Genomic DNA, 19,211 nt, shown 5'->3' on the forward strand with positions numbered 1-19,211 from the left:
GTAACGCACTCCGGCCCACGCGAACGGCACCCGCAGGCCGCCGCCGTCGAGCAGCAGCGGGTGGAGCGCCGCGTCGAGCAACGCCGGATGCAGGGCGAACCCGTCCGGCTCGGGGAGGAGGTCGACCTCGGCGAACAGCTCCTCACCGCGCCGCCAGGCCGAACGCAGGCTCTGGAACGCGGGCCCGTATTCGAAGCCGGCCTCGGCCAGCACGTCGTACCGGACGTCCAGCGGGACCGCGTCTGCCGGCGGCCACACCGCCTGGTCGAACCCGGTCGGCGGCTCGGTCGCGGCCAGCGATCCGCTGGCGTGCCTGCACCACTCGGAGCCGGCCGACCGTGCGTGCACGCTCACCGGCCGGCACCCCGTGTCGTCGACCGCGCCCACCAGCACCTGCACGTCCACGACGTCCTGAGTGGACAGTTCGAGCGGCGTCTCGACCGTGAGCTCCCGAACGAGCCCGGTGCTCGCGTGACCCACCAGTTCTAGGAAGCCGGTGCCGGGGAACAGGACCTTGCCCGCCACGACGTGGTCGGCGAGCCAGGGTTGCGCGCGCAGCGAGATCCGGCCGGTGGACAGCGATCCGGCGCCGTCGGCCCGCTCGACCGTGGCCGCCAGGATCGGGTGTGCCGAACCGGTCGTCGGCCGGGCATCGAGCCAGTACTGGCGGTGCTGGAAGGGGTAGGTCGGCAGATCCACCAGCCGTCCGCCGGCCACGAGGGGCATCCAGTCGACGTCGACGCCCTGCACGTACGCCTCGGCCAGCGAGGTCAGGAACCGCTCGAGTCCACCATCGTCGCGGCGCAGTGACCCGATGGCGGTGCCCGGGATGTGCATCGTGAGTACCGGATGCGGACTCATCTCCAGGAACACGCCGTCACCGAGCGACTCGACGGCCCGCTCGAACTGCACGGTCTGACGGAGGTTCTGGTACCAGTACTCAGCATCGAAGGTCGCTTCATCGAACACCGTCGAGCAGAACGGGATCGTCGGCCGACTCGGCGTGATCCCTTCCAGCGCCGCCAGCAACTCGTCCCGCAACGACTCGACGTGCACCGAATGCGACGCATAATCCACCGCGATGCGCTTACCGGGAACGATCCGCAGAAGCTCGTCGATGGCCTCGGGATCCCCGGACACCACCACCGACGTCGGGCTGTTCACCACTGCCACGGACAGCCGGTCGTCCAGCACATGGCCCTCGGGAAGCGTCACCGACGCCATCGCACCCCGGCCCGACAGCCTCTCCGCGATGATGCGGCTCCGAGCCATTACAATTCGAGCACCGTCCTCAAGCGACAGTGCACCCGCCACACAAGCCGCGGCGATCTCGCCCTGCGAGTGGCCCACCACCGCATCGGGCTCGACTCCGAACGACCGCCACAACCCGGCCAGCGAGACCATCACCGCCCACAACGCGGGCTGAACCACCTCAACCCGGTCGCTATTCAGAGCGTCACGCAAATCGAGGGGTGACAGCGCGGCCGCACACCGATCCATCCACCCTGCGAACACCGGCGACGACTCCCACAACTCCGCCGCCATCCCCACCCACTGCGAACCCTGCCCCGGGAAAACGAACACCGTCTTCCCCGAAGGCCGCACGACACCCTCGACGATCCGATCCCCCAGCACCACCGCGCGATGGTCGAAGGCAGCACGACCGGTCACCAGCGAGTAGCCGACATCGATCGCCGTCTCCGGACACTCGGGCAGCCGCCGGAGCTGGTCCCGCAAAGCGACATCCGACCGAGCGGACACCACCCACGGCACCAGACCACCCTCCGGCCGATCGCTCAACTCGGGAGAAGGACCCTGCTCGATGATCACATGCGCGTTCGTCCCGCTGATCCCGAAGGACGACACCCCCGCGCGTCGCGGCCGGCCCGCCTCGGGCCACGAACGCGACTCCCGCGCCAGCGACACCGCGCCCGACTCCCAGTCCACAAAGGACGACGGCTGGTCGACGTGCAGGCTCGCCGGCACCACACCGTGCCGCATGGCCAAGATCATCTTCACCACACCGGCCACCCCCGCGGCCGCCTGCGTGTGCCCGATGTTCGACTTCACCGACCCCAACAGCACCGGCTGGACGCGGTCCTGGCCGTAGGTCGCCAGCACCGCCTGCGCCTCGATCGGATCACCGAGGCGGGTCCCGGTCCCGTGCGCCTCCACGACATCCACATCGGCGGGCTGCAGACCGGCGTTGGCCAGCGCCTGCCGGATCACCCGCCGCTGCGCCCGACCACTCGGCGCGGTCAGCCCGTTCGACGCGCCGTCCTGGTTGACCGCGCTCCCCCGGAGCACCGCCAGCACCCGATGCCCCTGGCGGCGGGCATCGGACAGCCGCTCCACCACCACCAGACCCACGCCTTCGGCCCACCCGGTGCCGTTGGCGGCGTCCGCGAACGACTTGCACCGGCCGTCGGCCGCCAAGCCGCCGTTGCGCTCGAACTCCTCGAACACCTCCGGCGACGACACCACGGTCACCCCGCCGGCCAGCGCCATCGCACACTCGCCGTCGCGCACGGACCGGGCCGCGAGGTGCAGCGCCACCAGCGAGGACGAGCAGGCCGTGTCCACCGACAGCGCCGGGCCTTCGGACCCGAGCACGTACGCGACCCGCCCGGACACGACGCTCGCGGCCCGGCCGGTGACCCCGGTGCCCTCGCCGCCCATCACGCCGACGAAGACGCCGAGATCGCTGCCGCGCACCGTCGACGGGTCGACCCCGGCCCGTTCCAGCGCCTCCCAAGAGCACTCCAGGACCAGCCGCTGCTGCGGATCCATGCCCAGTGCCTCGCGCGGCGAAATCCCGAAGAAGTCCGCGTCGAACCCGGCGACGTCGTCGAGGAACCCGCCGGAGCCCGTGCCCCAGCCCCGGTCCGCCGGGAACGAGGACACCACGTCCCGGCCTTCCGCCACGACGTCCCACAGGTCCTCCGGCGAAGCGACGCCACCCGGGAAGCGGCACGCCATTCCCACCACGACCACCGGGTCGTCGTCCGACGCCGACCGGATCGCGGGCGCGTTGTCGCCGCGGACGCCGGTCAGGTGGGCCGCCAGATCGGCGCAGGTGGGGTGGTCGAACAGGATCGTGGCGGACAGGTCCTCGCCGGTGTCCGCGGCGAGCCGGTTGCGCAGCTCGACCGCGAGGTGGGAGTCGATCCCCAGGTCCCGGAACGCCGCGTCGGCCGCGACGGCGTCCGGCGTCGGGTGTCCCAGCACCGCCGCGGTGTGCGCCCGCACGAGCCCCAGGACGTCCCGCGGCGCCTCGCGCACCTCGGGTTCGGGCGCGGTCTCGCCGAACCAGTACCGCGCACGCTGGAACGGGTAGGTGGGCAGCCGGACCCGGCCGCCGTCGAACGCCCGTCCCCAGTCCGGGGCCCGCCCGCGCACGTGGAGCTGCGCGGCCGACGCCAGGACCTCCTCCAGCCCGCCCGCCTTCCGGCGAAGCGAGCCGACCACCAGCGCGCCCTCGGCGACCTGCTGGACCGGGGCGGTGAGCACGGGGTGCGGGCTGGATTCGACGAAGATGTCGCAGCCCAGCGCGGTCAGCGAGCGGGTCGCCCGCTCGAACTCGACGCGCTGCGAGAGGTTCCGGTACCAGTACGACGCGTCCAGCTCCGAGCCGGCCAGCACGCCGCCGGTCACCGTCGAGACGAACGTGACGTCCGTGGCCACCGGCCGGATGTCGTGCAGGGCCGTGAGCAGCGGTTCGCGCAGGGGCGCCATCATCGGTGAGTGCGACGCGTGCCGGACGTTCACCCGGCGGACCCGGACCCCGTCGCGTTCGCAGGCGGCGACGAACTCCGCCACCGCCGCGACGTCGCCGCCGACCACGGTCGAGTCCGGCCCGTTCACCGCGGAGATCCACACGCCCTCGGGCAACCGGGGTGTCACCTCCCGCTCCGGGAGGGTCACCGAGGCCATCGCCCCCTCGCCGAGCAGGTCGCGGAAGGCCTGGCTGCGCAGGGCCACGGTCTTCGCCGCGTCCTCGAGCGACAACGCGCCCGCCACGCACGCGGCCGCGATCTCCCCCTGGGAATGGCCCACGACGGCGTCCGGCTCGATGCCGAGGGACCGCCACAGCGCGGCCAGCGAGACCATCATGGCGAACAGCGTCGGCTGGATGACCTCGATGTCGTGCACTTCCCCGCGCACCGCGTCGAGGAGCGAGAAGTCCACGTGCGGCGCCAGCGCGTCGGCGCATTCGCGCATCCGGCCGGCGAAAACCGGCGACGACTCCAGCAACGCCGCGGCCATTCCGGGCCATTGCGTGCCTTGCCCGGGGAAGACGAAGGCGACCTTGCCCGTGCGCCGCGCAATTCCCGTGGTCAGACCGGGAAACGGCAGGCCGTCGGCCAGCGCGGTCAGCCCAGGCAGGACGCGTTCGCGGTCCGGCGCGATCAGCACCGCGCGGTGGTCGAAGGCCGACCGGGTCGTGGCCGAGGACCGCGCCGCGGCCGCCAGGTCCAGTTCCGGGTGCGTCTCGAGGTGCTCCCGCAGCCGCGAAGCCTGCTCCCGCAACGCCGGGCCGGTCTTGGCCGAAAGCACCCACGGCGCCACCCGCGACCCATGCGGCGCCGCGTCGCCGGTCCAACTCGCCAGCACGACGTGACAGTTGGTGCCACCCATGCCGAACGAGCTGACGCCGGCGAGCCCGTCCCCCGGCCAGGCACCGGTGTGGTCCTGGACGCGGATCTTCAGCGCGTCCAACGGGATTTCCGGGTTCGGGGTGCTGAAGTGCAGGCTCGCAGGCAGCTCGCCGTGCTTGAGGCTGAGGACGGTCTTGAGCAGACCGGCCACGCCCGCGGCGCCTTCCAGGTGGCCGATGTTGGTCTTGACCGAGCCCACCAGCAGCGGCCGGCCGACGTCGCGGCCTTCGCCGAGCACCGCGCCGAGGGCGGCGGCCTCGATCGGATCGCCGAGCTTGGTGCCGGTGCCGTGCAGCTCGACGTACCGCACGGCGGCCGGGTCGACGCCGGCTCGTTCGTAGGCCAGCCGCAGGCATTCCTCCTGCGCGGCCCGCTCCGGCGCGGTCAGGGTCTTGCCGCCGCCGTCGTTGGTCACGGCGCTGCCGCGGATCACGCAGTGGATCAGGTCGCCGTCGGCGATCGCATCGGCCAGCCGCTTGAGGACGACCAGCCCGCCGCCCTCACCGCGGACGTAACCGTTGGCGCGCGCGTCGAACACCTGACACCGGCCGTCCGGCGAAAGCCCCCCGAACCGCACGGCGGTCAGGGCGCTGTCCGCGCTCAGGTTGAGGGTGACGCCGCCCGCGAGAGCCACCGTGCACTCGCCCGCCAGCAGGTTCGCGCAGGCCGTGTGCACGGCGACCAGCGAGGAGGACTGAGCCGCGTCGATCACGAAGCTGGGCCCGCGCAGCCTCAAGGCGTAGGAGACGCGGTTGGCGATCATCCCGCGTTGCACGCCGGTCATCGAATGCGCGCTGATGTCCGGCGTTCGGCGTAGATCCGTGTAGTCCTCACGGATCGCGCCGACGAAGACGCCCACGTTCCCGCCCGGCGGCAGGCCCGCGTCTTCCAAGGCTTCCCAGCCGAGCTCCAGCATCAGCCGCTGCTGCGGGTCCATCGCCGCCGCCTCGCGGGGCGAGATGCCGAAGAACGCCGGATCGAAGTCCCCGACGCGGTCCAGGAACCCACCGCGGCCCAGGCCCGGATCCACCCGATCGGCGGGTACCGCGGTCACCGCGTCGGTGCCGGTCCGCAGCAACCGCCAGAACGCGTCCGGATCGGGCGCCCCCGGAAACCGGCAGGACATCCCGACCACCGCGACACCATCGGAAATCCCCATGCCCATACCCCCGGGTGGTGTAGTCCGAATCCGCCGGAAACATACCGATCGGTACGGTAAGAACTCCACCCCTAGCCGTCTCCTTAGGGGCGAGCACGGGCCCGGCGGCCGTCCGTCAGGGCGTGACGTCGAGCAGCGCGGCCTCGAGCGCGACCAGGATCTCCGCGGTGGCCTTCGGGTCGCCGAGGGAGCGGCCGGTGGCCGACTCGATCCGGCGCAGGCGGTGGCGAACCGTGTTGGGGTGGCAGAACAACACGCCCGCCGCGTCCGCCGCCGACCCGCCGCTGTCCCGCCACGCCGCCAGGGTCTCGAGCAGGATCTTGGACTGCTCGGCGGGCAGGTCGAGGATCGGCCCGAGGACGGCCTGCCGGACCCGCCGCATCGCGTCGGGCGCGCTGACCGCCGCGACGGCGAGGGGAAAGTCGTCGAACATCGTGACGTGCGGGACGCCGGCGACGGTGCTCGCCATGGCGATGCGCGCGAAACGCAGCGCGGCCGCCGTCTCCGTCAGCGCGGCGTACGGCGGGCTGATGCCGATCCGGCTGCGCGCCGACGCCGTCAGAGTCGACGTGAGCGGACCCAGGTCGGCGTCGTTCTCGAAGCGCACGATCCCGATCTGGGCGTCCGGCAGCAGCCGCCAGGCCGAGCCGATGCGGTGCACCCGCAAGCGGTTTTCGATACCGGGCAACGCTTCCTGGGCCAGCTGCACCGATTCGGCCGCGATCACGACGAAGGGCCCGCGCTTGGGCAGGCGCAGCACGTCCGCGACGTCCCAGACGGACGTCTCGTGCAGCGGCCGTCCCTCCAGGAGCGCACCGACCAGGGCCGACCGCTCACCCTCGTTCCGCAGCACCAGCGCCATGGTCGCCTCGCGGTGCGCGGCGGCCATCTCCTCGGCGAAGGTGTCGTGGGCGGACCAGAGGTCGGAGGCCGCGTCCACCAGCGCCTGGTCGGAAACCTGTTCCCGCGCACGGGAATGCAGCACGAGGCTGTGCCAGATCCGGCTGAACAGGACGCGGAACGCCGCCATGACGACCGACAGCGGCACCCCCTGCTCGGCCCGCAGGGCGCCGGTCGTCCGGGCGGCGGCGACGTCGGCGAACCGGTCGTCGCGCAACGACCGGAGGACGTACTCGAGGTTGCCGCGCACGGACAGCCTCAGGTCGTCGGCCGGCACGACGTCGTGGGTGGCGTAGAACGCGACGCGCGCCTCGATCGCGGACGCGATTTCGTCGGCGAACTCGTCGAGGGTGCCCAGCAGCCGCCCGGCGAGGGCCACGAGCTCCGGATCCGGCCCGCCCGTGGCCCCGCGTCGCGTCACCCGGACACCTTAGACCGCGTCAGCCACCCGCCGCGGCGACGATCAGCTCGATCGTCTCCGCCGGCTTGCTGATCATCGCGACGTGCGAGCCGGCGACCTCGACCGTGTGCGCCCCGGCGCGCTTCGCCATGGCCCGCTCCGCTTCCGGCGGGATCGTGGCGTCGTCGGCCGCCACGAGGTACCAGCTCGGGATGGCACGCCAGCCGGGCACCCCGGACGGCGTCGACAGGCAAGAGAGGGCGAACCCACGCTGGGCGACCGCCATGAAGGCGGCGAGCTCGGCGTCCAGGTCGGCGCAGAACAACCGGTGGAAGAACTCCAGGTCCAGGTAGCCGTCGAAGTCACCGTCGGGCGCGCCCGGATACGGACGCCGGACCAGGCGCTGGCCGAGTTCGGTCGTCCCGTCGCCGAGCGCGATGGACTCGAGCAACGTCTCGCCCTCGTCCGGTGCGAACGCGGCGACGTAGACCAGCGCCCGCACGTTCGGGGTGCCCGTGCTCGCGTTGGTGATCACGCAGCCGCCGTACGAGTGGCCGACGAGCACGACGTCGCCCTCGATCGTCGACACGAAGTCCCTGAGGTAGCCGGCGTCGGCGGCGACCCCGCGCAGCGGGTTGGCCGGGGCCAGGACCGGATATCCGCGGTCACGCAGGCCGGCGGCCACGGCCTGCCAGCCGGAGGCGTCGGCGAACGCGCCGTGGACCAGGACGACGGTGGGAGCGGTCATGACTGCCTCGTTTCCGTTGGGGGAGTTGCCGTCTCACGGTGCTGCAGGGTGCGCGCTCGCGCGATGTTCCCGGTCACCCGGAACGCGGCCTCGCGTTGTCCGCCCGGACAACAGCACCGTTCGCGAGACCCGTGGCCCTTTCCCGATTCAGTCCGCCCGGCTACAGTGCTGAACCATTGGGAGCGCTCCCAGCACTTTCGGTTCGGCGATGTTCGAAGGAGAAGGTGCATGCGAAGCAGGACAATGGCAGCCGGAGCGCTCGCCGCGCTGGCCGTGAGCGGGGTCGTCGCCGCGACCACGTGGACGGGCGCGCAGGCCGCGGAATCGGCGTTCTACACCGATCCCGGCACCAACGCGGCCAAGTGGGTCGCGGCGAACCCCGGCGACTCGCGCGCCGCGGTCATCCGCGACCGCGTCGCCGCGGTACCGCAGGCGAGGTGGTTCACCACCACGAACACCTCCACCGTGCGCGGCGAAGTGGACGCCTACACCGGGGCCGCAGCGGCCGCGGGGAAGATCCCGATCCTGGTCGTCTACGACATCCCCAACCGCGACTGCGGCGGCGCGAGCAGCGGCGGCGCGCCGTCCCACGACGCCTACCGGGCGTGGATCGACCAGGTGGCGGCCGGTCTGGCCGGCCGGCCCGCGGCCATCGTGCTCGAGCCCGACGTCCTCGCGCTCATGACCAACTGCCAGAGCGGCGACCAGCAGGGGCAGACCACCGCGTCGATCGCGTACGCGGGCAAACGGCTCAGGGCCGCCTCGTCCCAGGCGAAGGTGTACTTCGACATCGGCCACTCCGCGTGGCTCTCCCCCGGCGACGCCGCCTCGCGGCTACGGGCGGCGGACGTCTCGAACAGCGCCGACGGCATCTCCACCAACGTGTCCAACTACCGCGCGACCGGCGACGAAGTCGCCTACGACAAAGCGGTCCTCGGCCAGCTCGGCGACTCGCGGCTGAAGGCCGTGGTCGACACCAGCCGCAACGGCAACGGCCCGCAGGGCAGCGAGTGGTGCGATCCCGCCGGCCGCGCGATCGGCACCCCGAGCACCGACCAGACCGGGGACGACCGGATCGCCGCCTTCCTCTGGGTCAAACCGCCGGGCGAGGCGGACGGCTGCATCGCCGGCGCCGGCCAGTTCGTGCCGCAACGGGCCTACGACCTCGCCGTCGCGGCGGGCCCGGTGCCGACCACCACTCCGACGACGCCCACCACCAGCACGACCACGCAGCCCTCCGGCGGCTGCAAGGTCACGCACCGCGTGGTCAGCACCTGGTCGACCGGGTACACCGGCGAAGTCGTCATCGAGAACCGCGGAGCGCCGGTCGACCACTGGACGCTCGCCTTCTCGGCCCCCGGCGTGACCGTCACCCAGGGCTGGAACGGAAGCTGGACCGACACCGGTGACGTCGTCGAAGTCGGCAACGCGGCGTGGAACGGCACCCTCGGCACCGGCGCCACCGCCACGATCGGCTACAACGCGAACTACACCGGCGGCACACCACCCTTCCGGTCGGCGACCCTGAACGGAGCTTCCTGCGCCTGACCGACGCCGTATCGATCCGGGGCTGGACCGTGTCACGGCCGTGATCACCGCACCCCAGGCTGTACCGCATGCGAACTGGGGTGTTCCTGCGCTGGCTTGCGCATCCGCTGACCGTCGGGGCCACGGCGGTGCTGCTGCTCAACGACCACGTCCTCAAGCAGGCGTGGCCGGGACTCGTCACCGGCAAGCTCAGTGACGTGGCCGGCCTGGTGGCAGCCCCGCCGGCGCTCGGGCTGCTGCTCGGCCTGGTCCTGACCGGCCGGGTCGCCGCCGCGGCCGCGGTGGTGCTGACCGGCGCCGGGTTCGCGGTGGTCAAGCTGACCTCCGCGGGCGCCGGCATCGCGTCGTCCGCGTGGTCGGTGGTCAACGGGCCGTCGGTCATCCTGGCCGATCCGAGCGACCTGGTCGCCCTGCCCGCGCTGGGTCTCGCCTGGTGGACCTGGCGCCGGGTGGCGACGGCACCGCCGCTGCCGGACGGCCTGGCGTTCCGGCTGCGGGCGCTGGTGACGGTGCCGTTCGTGGTACTGGCGATCACCGCGACATCGGCGCCCGACGACAGCGTCCCGTCGGTCGACTCCGTGCGCGGCCCGGACGAGGGCGAGACCGGCGCGCAGGTGGTGATCGAGGTGGGCGGGCGGCTTTACGGCTCGCCGTCGGGCGTCGACGACTGGAAGATCCTGGCGGAGGTCCCGCAGTCCGGGCCGCTACCGGAGCGCCGGACCGAAGCCTGCGAGCCCGGCGCCGCCGCGCACTGCTACAAGGTGCGCGGCGGTGGTGCGCTCGACCCGGTCGAGACGCTGCCGCGCGGTGGCCGCCTGCTCGGCGTCGACGAAACGACCGACGCCGGCCGGACCTGGCGCACCGCTTGGGAAGTGCCGGCCGCCCGGTGGCCGTTCGTGGTGCGCCAGCACCCGTTCCCCGGCGGGGTGAAGCGCCTGTCCAAGGTGGCCAGTGTGGCGGTCCTGGTCCGCGCCGTCCCGGGTGGACACGAGGTGATCGTGGCCAACGGCGTGGAGGGGCTGGCGATCCGCGGTGCCGACGGGACGTGGCGGCGGGTGCCGGTCGTGGTCACCGCGACCGGGCTGGACATCCGGCCGGTCCCGCTCACCGGGTTCGGCCGGGCGATCGGCGACGACATCACCGACGCCACCCTGATCACCCTGTTCGCGCTGCTGATCGGGATGTCGGTGGCGGCGGGCCGGGCCCGCGTCCGGCGCGGGAACGGGCTCACGGCGGTGGCGCTGCTGGCCCTTCTCGTCGTGGTGGCCTTGCCGGTCATCGGCGTGGCGGCCTTCTTGTCGGACAGCTCGGGGTCGACCGGGCTCTGGCTGGCGATCGCGGTGTCCCTCGTCGGCACCGGTGCCGGTCTCGCGTTCACCCAGCAGGTACTGCGCCCGGCGCGCACGGCGGTGGTCGTGGCCGCGGCCGTGCTGGCCGGACTGGCGTTCGCCGGCCCCGTGCTGGGCTGGACGGTGGGCTATCCGCAGGACCGCGACTCTGCCGTCGACCTCGGCCTGATCCTCGCGGCCGGAAGCCTGCTGGCGGTCGTCGCGGCCGGCTGGTGGGCCGGCCGCGACCCGATCCCGCGGTTCGATCCCGCGGCGGAGCGCTGGCCGGGTGGGATTCCGGGACACTGGCGTTGAGTGCGGGGCGAGACCGTCCACCCGGGAGCCGCGCGCTCCCGGGTGGACGGAGCTCAGCCCACCTGCAGGTCGATGCAGGAGTAGAACGCGTTCGCCGTGTCGGCGATGTTCCACACCGCCAGCACCGTCTGGCGTCCGGTGTGGCCGCTCAGGTTCACCTGGTGTGAAACGGTTTCCGGCGGCTGCTCGTTGTTGCCGCCGATGTCCGCGACCTTGTCGCCGCCGATCCAGTACTCGTAGTTCGTCGTGCGGTGGCGGGCGGTGAAGGTCCACGTGAACGTCGCCGTCGTGCCGACCGGGGACGCCTGCCAGCCCTTGCCGTTGTCGTCGAGCTCGGCGTACTTCGCGTTGCCGCCGTCGCAGGACTTCAGGCCCTTCGGCCCCTCGACGCTCTGCGGTTCGTACTTGATGTCGCCGCAGGACACCGTGCCCTGCGCGCACTGCGCCTGGCGGCTCGCCGGGGCGTTGACGTAACCGTGCGCGCTCGCGATGCCGGCGGGGCTCACCACCACCAGGACCGGGGCCAGGAGTGCACCCGCCGCGGCCGCGGCCAGTTTGCGGTTCATACCAGCTCCTTCGGGGACAGGCTCGCTTCCCGCCGCCGGGTACGGCGAAGTCGCGGCGGGCACGCCCACCGCGTCGGGAAGGGGTTCGAGCGAAGGAAAATTGTGGTCTAGACCATACGTCGGCTTAGGACACAGGTCAAGAGATGGCAAACTCGGAACGCATGTTGGTAAGACGCCAACCGCCACCCGATGTTCCGGTCAGCGGGACCCGCCGGGGCGACCAGGACGCGCCCCGCGCGGCGCCTGCCTCTAGGATTCCGTCGGTGACCACCTACGACGACACGTTCGAGCACCTCGACGCCTCGGCCCTGCCGGAGCGGCAGCAGAAGATCCTGGTCGCGATCCGCGACTCGGTGGTCCGCCACGGCTACTCCCCCAGCACCCGCGAGATCGGCGAGGCCGTCGGCCTGCAGTCGACGTCGTCGGTGTCGAAGCACCTGGCGAGCCTGGAGGACAAGGGTTTCCTGCGCCGCGGCACCACTGTGTCGCGCCCGATGGACGTGCGCGCGTTCCTGCAGGGCGGCGAAGCGCGGGAGGACGCCGACTCGGTCCCGGTGCCGGTCGTCGGCGACATCGCCGCCGGCACGCCGATCTCGGCCGTGGAGCACGTCGACGACGTCCTCAAGCTGCCGCGCGACCTCACCGGGCGGGGCACGGTCTTCGGCCTGCGCGTGCGCGGTGACTCCATGATCGACGCCGCCATCTGCGACGGCGACATCGTCGTGGTCAAGCAGCAGACCGAGGCGCACTCGGGCCAGATCGTCGCGGCGATGATCGACGAGGAGGCGACGGTCAAGGTCTACCGCCGCCGCGACGGCCACGTCTACCTCGAGCCCCGCAACCCGGCCTACGCCGTCATCGACGGCGACCGGGCGGCGATCCTGGGCGTGGTCGTGTCGGTGCTGCGGAGCGTCTGACGCGCTTCACCAGGTGACCGGCAGCTCGTACACGCCGTACACCGACCCGTCGTGCTTGAACGGGATCTTCCCGACGTCGGTCGCGAGCGCCAGCGTCGGGATCCGCCGGTACAGCGTGCTGTAGACGACCTGCAGCTCGAGCCGGGCCAGCGGCTGCCCGAGGCACTGGTGGACGCCGAAGCCGAACGCGACCTGCCGGTGCGCGTCGCGGGTGAGGTCGAGCCGGTCGCCGTCCGGGAAGATCGCCGGATCGCGGTTGGCGATGTCGCTCGCCATGATCAGGCCCTCGCCCGCGCGGATCGTCTCCCCGGCGATTTCGATGTCCTCCAGCGCGACGCGCCGGCGCCCGTTGTGGGTGATGTTCAAGTAGCGCAACAGCTCTTCGACCGCCGACGCGGCCAGCGCCGGATCGTCGCCCTCGCGCAGCAGCGCCAGCTGGTCCGGGTGCTCCAGCAGGGCCAGCGTGCCGAGCGCGATCATGTTCGCCGTCGTCTCGTGGCCGGCGACGAGCAGCAGGAAGCCCATCTGCGCCGCTTCGACCCGGGTCAGCTCGCCCGCCGCGACCCGGGCGGCGAGCCCGGAAAGCAGGTCGCCGGCCGGATTGTCGAGCTTCGCCGCCACCAGCCGGTCGAGGTAGCCGATCAGCGCCTGCAGCCCGGCCGTCCGCTCCTCGGGATTCGCGTCGCGGCGGACGATGACCTTGCTGTTCTCCTGGAAGAAGCCGTGGTCGGCGTACGGGACGCCGAGCAGCTCGCAGATCACCAGTGACGGCACCGGCAGCGCGAACGCCTCGACGAGGTCCACCGGCTTCGGGCCGGCCAGCAGCTCGTCGATCAGGTCGTCGACGATCCGCTGCACGGCCGGGCGCATGGCGGCGACCCGGCGGATCGTGAACGGCGCCGTCACCATCTTGCGCAGCCGCGCGTGCTCCGGGTTGTCCATGAGGATGAAGCCGAATCCGGTGCCGTTCTTCGGCAACGGCGCGGGGCTCGGGTACCCGGGCCGGGTGATGTCGGCGCTGACCCGGGGATCCGCCAGCAGCGCCCGCTGGTCGGCGTAGCGGGTCACCAGCCACGGCGTGCTGCCGTCCCACAGCCGGACCCGGGCGAGCGGGGTCTCCTCCTGCAGTGCGCGGGCGGCGGGCGGCGGGTCGAACGGGCAGCCCGCGGCCCGGGGCATCGGGAACTCGGGAATCTCGGTGGCCGTCATCGTTCCTCCACGGTGGCCGTCGGTTCGTCGGCAGTCAACCGAAGACTGCTACGCTAAGTCAAGCGACTGATTTAATTCGGACCTCCGGAGGACCGCCCCGTGCTCGACCCAGCCACCCCCGCCAGAGAGGCCTCGCCACGCGCGAACCTCGTCGTCGCGGTCCTCGCCCTCGCGGGGATCACCGTCTCGCTGATGCAGACGCTGATCATCCCGCTGATCCCCGCCCTGCCCGGACTGCTGAACGCCTCCGCGGCCGACGCCACCTGGGCCATCACCGCCACCCTGCTCGCGGCCGCGGTGGCGACGCCGACCATGGGCCGCCTCGGCGACATGTACGGCAAGCGGCGGATGCTGCTGGTCAGCCTCGGCGCACTCGTCGTCGGCTCGGCGATCGGCGCGCTCTCCGACTCCCTCGTGCCGATGGTCGCCGGGCGGACGCTGCAGGGCCTGGCCGCCGGCGTGATCCCGCTCGGGATCAGCATCATGCGCGACGAGCTCCCCGCCGAACGGCTCGGCTCGGCGACGGCGCTGATGAGCGCGTCCCTCGGCGTCGGTGGCGCGCTCGGTCTGCCCGCGGCGGCGCTGCTGGCCGAAAACGCCGACTGGCACGTGCTCTTCTGGACCTCGGCCGGCCTCGGCCTGGTGGTCACCGCGCTGGTCGTCGCGCTCGTGCCGGAGTCTCCGGTGCGCACCGGCGGCCGGTTCGACGTCCTCGGCGCGGCCGGGCTTTCGATCGCCCTGGTCTGCCTGCTGCTGGCGATCTCGAAGGGCGCCGACTGGGGCTGGGGCAGCGCGGCCACGCTCGGCCTGCTCGCCGCGGCGGTGCTGGTCCTGCTGCTGTGGGGCCGGTGGGAGCTGCGCACCTCACGGCCGCTGGTCGACCTGCGGACGAGCGTGCGGCGCCAGGTGCTGCTGACGAACATCGCGTCGGCGGTCTTCGGCTTTGCGATGTTCGCGATGTCGCTGGTGCTGCCCCAGCTGCTGCAGCTGCCGGCCGCCACCGGGTACGGCCTCGGGAAGTCGATGCTGGTGGTGGGCCTGGTGATGGCGCCGTCGGGGCTGGTCATGATGGCGCTGGCGCCGGTGTCCGCGCGCATCACGGCCACCCGCGGCCCGAAGACGACGCTGATGCTCGGCGCGGTCGTCGTCGCGGCCGGGTACGCGCTCGGCATCGTCCTGATGAGCGCGACCTGGCACCTCGTGCTGGTGTCGAGCATCATCGGCGGCGGGATCGGGCTGGCGTACGGCGCGATGCCGTCGCTCGTGATGGGCGCGGTGCCGGTGTCGGAGACCGCGGCCGCGAACAGCCTCAACACGCTGATGCGCTCGATCGGGACGTCGGTGTCGAGCGCGACCGCCGGGCTGATCCTCGCCCGGCTGACCGTCCGGTTCGGACCGGTGGAACTGCCTTCGCAGAACGGTTTCCGGCTCGTGCTGGGCATGGGGGCGGCCGCGGCGCTCATCGCACTGGCGGTCGCGGCGTTCCTGCCGCGGCACGTAGCGGCCTCGCCGGCGCCCGCGAGCCCGGAGCCCGCGGCGGTGGGCCGCTGACCGACGGCGGTTCGCACGCCTCGGCGGCCGGCCAGGCCGGAGAACGCTGGGGCGACCGGGGCTTCGCGAGGAATCGGCAGGCGGCCGGCCACGCCGGTGTCTCCGGCGACACCTCGGCTCGATCGTCCGAGCCGGCACCGGCCGCCCAGGTTCAGGCCCGGGCGGCCGCGCCGTCGAGGTGGAGCACGCCGTCGGTGTGGTGCGCCGCGACGAACTCGGGACCCTTGGTGACGAGCCGCGCGATCGCCGTCGCGTGGCCGTGACCGAGGCCGTGCTCGGTCTTCAGCCACGTGACGATCTCGCCGTGCTTCGTGAGGTTCTTCCCGGCGGCCAGGTCGAGAAAACCGCGCGGGGTGATGCCGGTCTGCTTCTCCGCGTTGTCGAGGTAAGCCTGAAAAGACATGAGGACTCCTGGTTCGGGCCGAAGATTCTTCGGTCGGTCTCGCTTGTCCCCAAGCTCTCACCGACAACTTTTTTTGTCAAGACCGCCGAGCGACCACCGCCAGCGTCGTGTACGGCAACGTGAAGCCACCGCCGAGCGCGTCGATGGCCGCACCCACGTCGCCGAGCACGTCCGCCAGCGCGTCCGGCTCGAGCCGGGTCAGGCCGCCGGTCGTCGGCAGGAGATCCAGCCATTCGTCGCGGGTGTAGGCCCGCTCCCAGGCGAACCGCCACCGCTCGGGCGCGCCGAAGCGGCCCGACTCCCGGATGCCGTCGGCGAACTTGGTGAACATGATTTCGTAGAGCTCGGCCGGACTCCTCGGCTCCGCCGGGAGCTGCCACTCGGGCTGGACGCGCCGGATGCCCCGGGCGACGGCGTCGGCCACCGGCGCCGGCGGCTGGAACACGTGCGCGAAGAGGGCGAGCAGCCCATCGGGGCGCAGGACGTCGGCCGCCTTGCCGGCACCGGCGACGGGATCGACCCAGTGCCAGGACTGCCCGGCGACGACCGCGTCGAAGGTCCGTCCGGCGGCGTCCCAGTCTTCGAACGTCGCGACTTCGACGTCGAGACCGCTGTCGCGCGCGAAGGCCGCCATCCGCGGATCGGGGTCGACCCCGAGCACCCGTCGGCCGGCGGCGCGGAACTGCCGCGCCGCGATCCCGGTGCCGCAGCCGACATCGAGGAAGTCGGGACCGGGACTGGCGGCGACGACGCGGGTGACGAGTTCGGCGGGATACTCGGGCCGGGCCCGGTCGTAGCGTCCGGCGTCGATCCCGAAGGATTCGGCGAAGGCACGGGCTTCATGAGGTTGAGTGGGCATGCGCCCACTTTAATGGGCACGTGCCCACTCGGGCAACCGCGTGGGCGTTCGCGGCGGGCGTAACGGAGAATGGGGTCATGCCGACCGGGGTCCACCTGCGCGACGTGCGCCAGCAGCTGTTCCACGCGGCCGAGCGGGTCTTGCTCCGCGACGGCCCGAACGCGCTGACCAGCCGCGCGGTGACGGCCGAGGCCGACGTCGCGAAGGGCGTCCTGCACCGTCACTTCACGGACTTCGACGCGTTCCTGGCCGAGCTGGTGCGAGACCGCATCGCCCGCCTGACGGACCAGGCGGCGATCCTCCAGGCCTCAGCCGGAACCCGCACGGTGGCGGCCAACCTGGTGGACGCGGTGACCGAGCTGTTCGACCCGGTCTCGATAGCGCTGACGAGCTTGATATTCATCCGCGACGAGCTGCGCGCCCGCCTGCGTCCCCCGGGCGACGGTCTCCCCTTCTTGGCGGAGGCGCGGGAAATGCTGTCGGCCTACCTGTCGGCGGAGCGAGCGCAGGGCCGCATCGCGGCGGACGCGAACGTGGATTCCCTGGCCCTGTCGTTGATCGGGGCGAGCCACCTGCTCTTCGCCGGCCGCCAACCCCACACCCTGCCGGACCCGTCGGAGCTGGAGAAGCTGGTTGAGACGGTAATGGCGGACGCACTCCAGCGAAGGCTGCTGTAAGGGAAAAGTCCACCGAGGAAAACAAAGAGAGGGTCGAGTTCGCGCTTTCCGCGAACACGACCCTCTCAACCATCTCGTGGGCGATACTGGGATCGAACCAGTGACCTCTTCGGTGTGAACGAAGCGCTCTCCCCCTGAGCTAATCGCCCGCGGTACGGACTTCCACGAGTTCCCGGGGGTGGGCTCGTGGTGCGCGATACTGGGATTGAACCAGTGACCTCTTCCGTGTCAGGGAAGCGCTCTCCCGCTGAGCTAATCGCGCGCTGCGGAACTCCGTACTCAAGAAAGCATATCGGACGGCTGCGGAGCGTCAGCAGGGGGTCCGGTGTGACGGGCCGCACGGCGGAAACCGCCGTGACACGACGGCGTCGAAACGGGCACACTGCGAGAAGACAGCACGTCCGGTACCCCGGCTGTCGCCGGGGCCGGGCGCCGAGATCAGGAGAGTTTCCGCCCCGATGACCGACACCGTGTCCACTCCGCCCGCCGACCTGGATCGTGCCCCGGTGCGTCCGGGGCTCCTCATCGGCGTTCTCGTGCTGTCCGCGTTCGTGATGATCCTCAACGAGACGATCCTGAGCGTCGCGTTGCGTGACCTGACCGTCGACCTGCACGTGCCGACGACGACCGTGCAGTGGCTGACCAGCGGGTTCCTGCTGACGATGGCCGTCGTCATCCCCACGACCGGGTTCCTGCTGGAGCGGTTCACGCCGCGGCAGGTCTTCCTCTTCTCGCTGGCGGCGTTCAGCCTCGGCACGTTGCTGTGCGCGCTCGCGCCCGGGTTCGGGATGCTGATGGCGGGGCGCGTGGTGCAGGCGTGCGGCACGGCGGTGATGCTGCCGCTGCTGATGACGACGGTGATGCGGCTGGTGCCGCCGGAGCGGCGTGGCGCGACGATGGGCACGATCACGATCGTCATCGCGGTGGCGCCGGCGATCGGGCCGACGATCGGTGGCGCGGTGCTGTCGTCGCTGGGCTGGCGCTGGATGTTCTGGATCGTGCTGCCGCTGTCGATCGCGGCGCTGGTGACCGGCGCGCTGCAGCTGCGACTGAACAGCGAGACGCGGCGGGTGCCGCTGGACGTGCCGTCGGTGCTGCTGTCGGCGATCGGGTTCGGCGGCGTGCTGTACGGGCTGTCGGCGACCGGCGAGCAGGGTGGCGCGGAGCCGCTGGTGCCGGCGTGGGTGCCGATCGTCGTGGGCGTCGTCGCGCTGGTGGTGTTCACGTGGCGGCAGCTGCGGCTGCAGCGGCGCGACCGGGCGCTGCTGGACCTGCGGCCGTTCACGCACCGGAGTTTCGTGGTGGCGCTGGTGCTGACGTCGCTGCTGTTCGTGTGCCTGATCGGCGCGGCGGCGATCCTGCTGCCGCTGTACCTGCAGACGGTGCTGCACACGAGCACGTTCGTGAGCGGGCTGGCGGTGCTGCCCGGCGGCCTGGTGCTGGGCCTGCTGGGCCGCCCGGTGGGAGCGCTGTTCGACAAGGTCGGCGCGCGCCCGCTGGTGATCCCGGGCGCGGCGGCGATGGCGGTGTCGCTGTGGCTGTTCACGACGCTGGGGGCGGACTCGCCGCTGATCGCGGTGATCGGGATCCACGTGCTGCTGATGGCCGGGCTCGGGCTGATGATGACGCCGCTGTTCACCGAGTCGCTGGGATCGCTGCCGGAGCACCTCTACTCGCACGGGAGCGCGATCCTGTCGACGCTGCAGCAGGTGGCGGGGGCGCTGGGGACGGCGTTGTTCGTGAGCGTGGCGACGCTGTGGAGCGAGGACGGCGCGGCGGCGGGGCCGGACGCTTCGGGGCTGCGGGCCGCGTTCGTGGTGGCCGGGGTGATCGGAGTGCTGGCGTTCGCGGCGACGTGGACGATCCGGAAGTCCACGCCGGGAGCGTCGAGCGCGCCGAAGCACTGACGCGACTGTCCACTGAGGACGAATAAGGTCCCGCTTCCGCTCAGCGAAGGCTGGGGGGAGACCTGC

At 72.1% G+C, this 19,211-nt stretch carries 13 protein-coding genes and 2 tRNA genes (1 of these 15 cut by a window edge); 6 read left to right on the forward strand and 9 right to left on the reverse strand.

Going from position 1 to position 19,211, the window contains the following annotated elements; translation table 11 throughout:
- The 3 genes from ACZ7OU_RS35335 to ACZ7OU_RS35345 all read right to left on the reverse strand — a co-directional run.
- On the reverse strand, positions 1-5,817 hold the start of the coding sequence (locus ACZ7OU_RS35335) for an SDR family NAD(P)-dependent oxidoreductase (RefSeq protein WP_470258556.1). The gene continues 10,419 nt to the left of window position 1, outside the view; 5,817 of the gene's 16,236 nt are visible here — the first part of the coding sequence; its start codon is at positions 5,815-5,817; its stop codon lies off the left edge, out of view.
- Positions 5,818-5,932: 115 nt separating this feature from the next.
- Complete coding sequence (locus ACZ7OU_RS35340; protein WP_470258557.1) at positions 5,933-7,138, reverse strand: PucR family transcriptional regulator; 1,206 nt, start codon at positions 7,136-7,138, stop codon at positions 5,933-5,935.
- 19 nt (positions 7,139-7,157) lie between these two features.
- Complete coding sequence (locus ACZ7OU_RS35345) at positions 7,158-7,865, reverse strand: alpha/beta fold hydrolase (protein WP_470258558.1); 708 nt, start codon at positions 7,863-7,865, stop codon at positions 7,158-7,160.
- Positions 7,866-8,108: 243 nt separating this feature from the next.
- Here ACZ7OU_RS35345 and ACZ7OU_RS35350 point away from each other — a divergent pair, with 243 nt between their 5' ends.
- Positions 8,109-9,413 (forward strand): glycoside hydrolase family 6 protein, encoded by a 1,305-nt coding sequence (locus ACZ7OU_RS35350; RefSeq protein ID WP_470259029.1) that lies wholly within the window; start codon positions 8,109-8,111, stop codon positions 9,411-9,413.
- A 68-nt stretch (positions 9,414-9,481) separates the two neighbouring features.
- The gene (locus ACZ7OU_RS35355; protein WP_470258559.1) at positions 9,482-11,056 is read left to right on the forward strand and encodes a hypothetical protein; all 1,575 of its coding nucleotides are present in this window, start codon (positions 9,482-9,484) and stop codon (positions 11,054-11,056) included.
- Positions 11,057-11,109: 53 nt separating this feature from the next.
- Here ACZ7OU_RS35355 and ACZ7OU_RS35360 read toward each other — a convergent pair whose 3' ends face one another.
- A complete protein-coding gene (locus ACZ7OU_RS35360; RefSeq protein WP_470258560.1) occupies positions 11,110-11,622 on the reverse strand; it encodes a lytic polysaccharide monooxygenase auxiliary activity family 9 protein in 513 nt (170 codons plus the stop codon).
- A gap of 263 nt (positions 11,623-11,885) precedes the next feature.
- On the opposite strand from ACZ7OU_RS35360, the gene lexA reads away from it, so the two are divergent.
- Complete coding sequence (gene lexA, locus ACZ7OU_RS35365) at positions 11,886-12,539, forward strand: transcriptional repressor LexA (protein ID WP_470258561.1); 654 nt, start codon at positions 11,886-11,888, stop codon at positions 12,537-12,539.
- A 6-nt stretch (positions 12,540-12,545) separates the two neighbouring features.
- On the opposite strand, the gene ACZ7OU_RS35370 is transcribed toward lexA, so the two are convergent.
- Complete coding sequence (locus ACZ7OU_RS35370) at positions 12,546-13,748, reverse strand: cytochrome P450 (protein WP_470258562.1); 1,203 nt, start codon at positions 13,746-13,748, stop codon at positions 12,546-12,548.
- Positions 13,749-13,847: 99 nt separating this feature from the next.
- Between ACZ7OU_RS35370 and ACZ7OU_RS35375 the strand changes: the two genes are divergently transcribed.
- The gene (locus ACZ7OU_RS35375) at positions 13,848-15,299 is read left to right on the forward strand and encodes an MFS transporter (protein WP_470258563.1); all 1,452 of its coding nucleotides are present in this window, start codon (positions 13,848-13,850) and stop codon (positions 15,297-15,299) included.
- Between the two features lie 151 nt (positions 15,300-15,450).
- Here ACZ7OU_RS35375 and ACZ7OU_RS35380 read toward each other — a convergent pair whose 3' ends face one another.
- On the reverse strand, positions 15,451-15,702 hold the full coding sequence (locus tag ACZ7OU_RS35380; protein ID WP_470242676.1) for a DUF4287 domain-containing protein: 252 nt from the start codon (positions 15,700-15,702) through the stop codon (positions 15,451-15,453).
- A 76-nt stretch (positions 15,703-15,778) separates the two neighbouring features.
- The gene (locus ACZ7OU_RS35385) at positions 15,779-16,561 is read right to left on the reverse strand and encodes a class I SAM-dependent methyltransferase (RefSeq protein WP_470258564.1); all 783 of its coding nucleotides are present in this window, start codon (positions 16,559-16,561) and stop codon (positions 15,779-15,781) included.
- A gap of 77 nt (positions 16,562-16,638) precedes the next feature.
- Between ACZ7OU_RS35385 and ACZ7OU_RS35390 the strand changes: the two genes are divergently transcribed.
- Complete coding sequence (locus tag ACZ7OU_RS35390; protein WP_470258565.1) at positions 16,639-17,238, forward strand: TetR/AcrR family transcriptional regulator; 600 nt, start codon at positions 16,639-16,641, stop codon at positions 17,236-17,238.
- A 77-nt stretch (positions 17,239-17,315) separates the two neighbouring features.
- Here the strand turns inward: ACZ7OU_RS35390 and ACZ7OU_RS35395 are convergent.
- Together ACZ7OU_RS35395 and ACZ7OU_RS35400 are read right to left on the reverse strand one after the other, a co-directional pair.
- Positions 17,316-17,387 (reverse strand) — tRNA-Val (locus ACZ7OU_RS35395).
- A 38-nt stretch (positions 17,388-17,425) separates the two neighbouring features.
- A tRNA-Val gene (locus ACZ7OU_RS35400) sits at positions 17,426-17,500 on the reverse strand.
- 196 nt (positions 17,501-17,696) lie between these two features.
- Here ACZ7OU_RS35400 and ACZ7OU_RS35405 point away from each other — a divergent pair.
- The gene (locus ACZ7OU_RS35405) at positions 17,697-19,145 is read left to right on the forward strand and encodes a DHA2 family efflux MFS transporter permease subunit (RefSeq protein WP_470258566.1); all 1,449 of its coding nucleotides are present in this window, start codon (positions 17,697-17,699) and stop codon (positions 19,143-19,145) included.
- Positions 19,146-19,211 lie beyond the last annotated feature (66 nt).

Source organism: Amycolatopsis sp. NPDC114505, assembly GCF_055633615.1.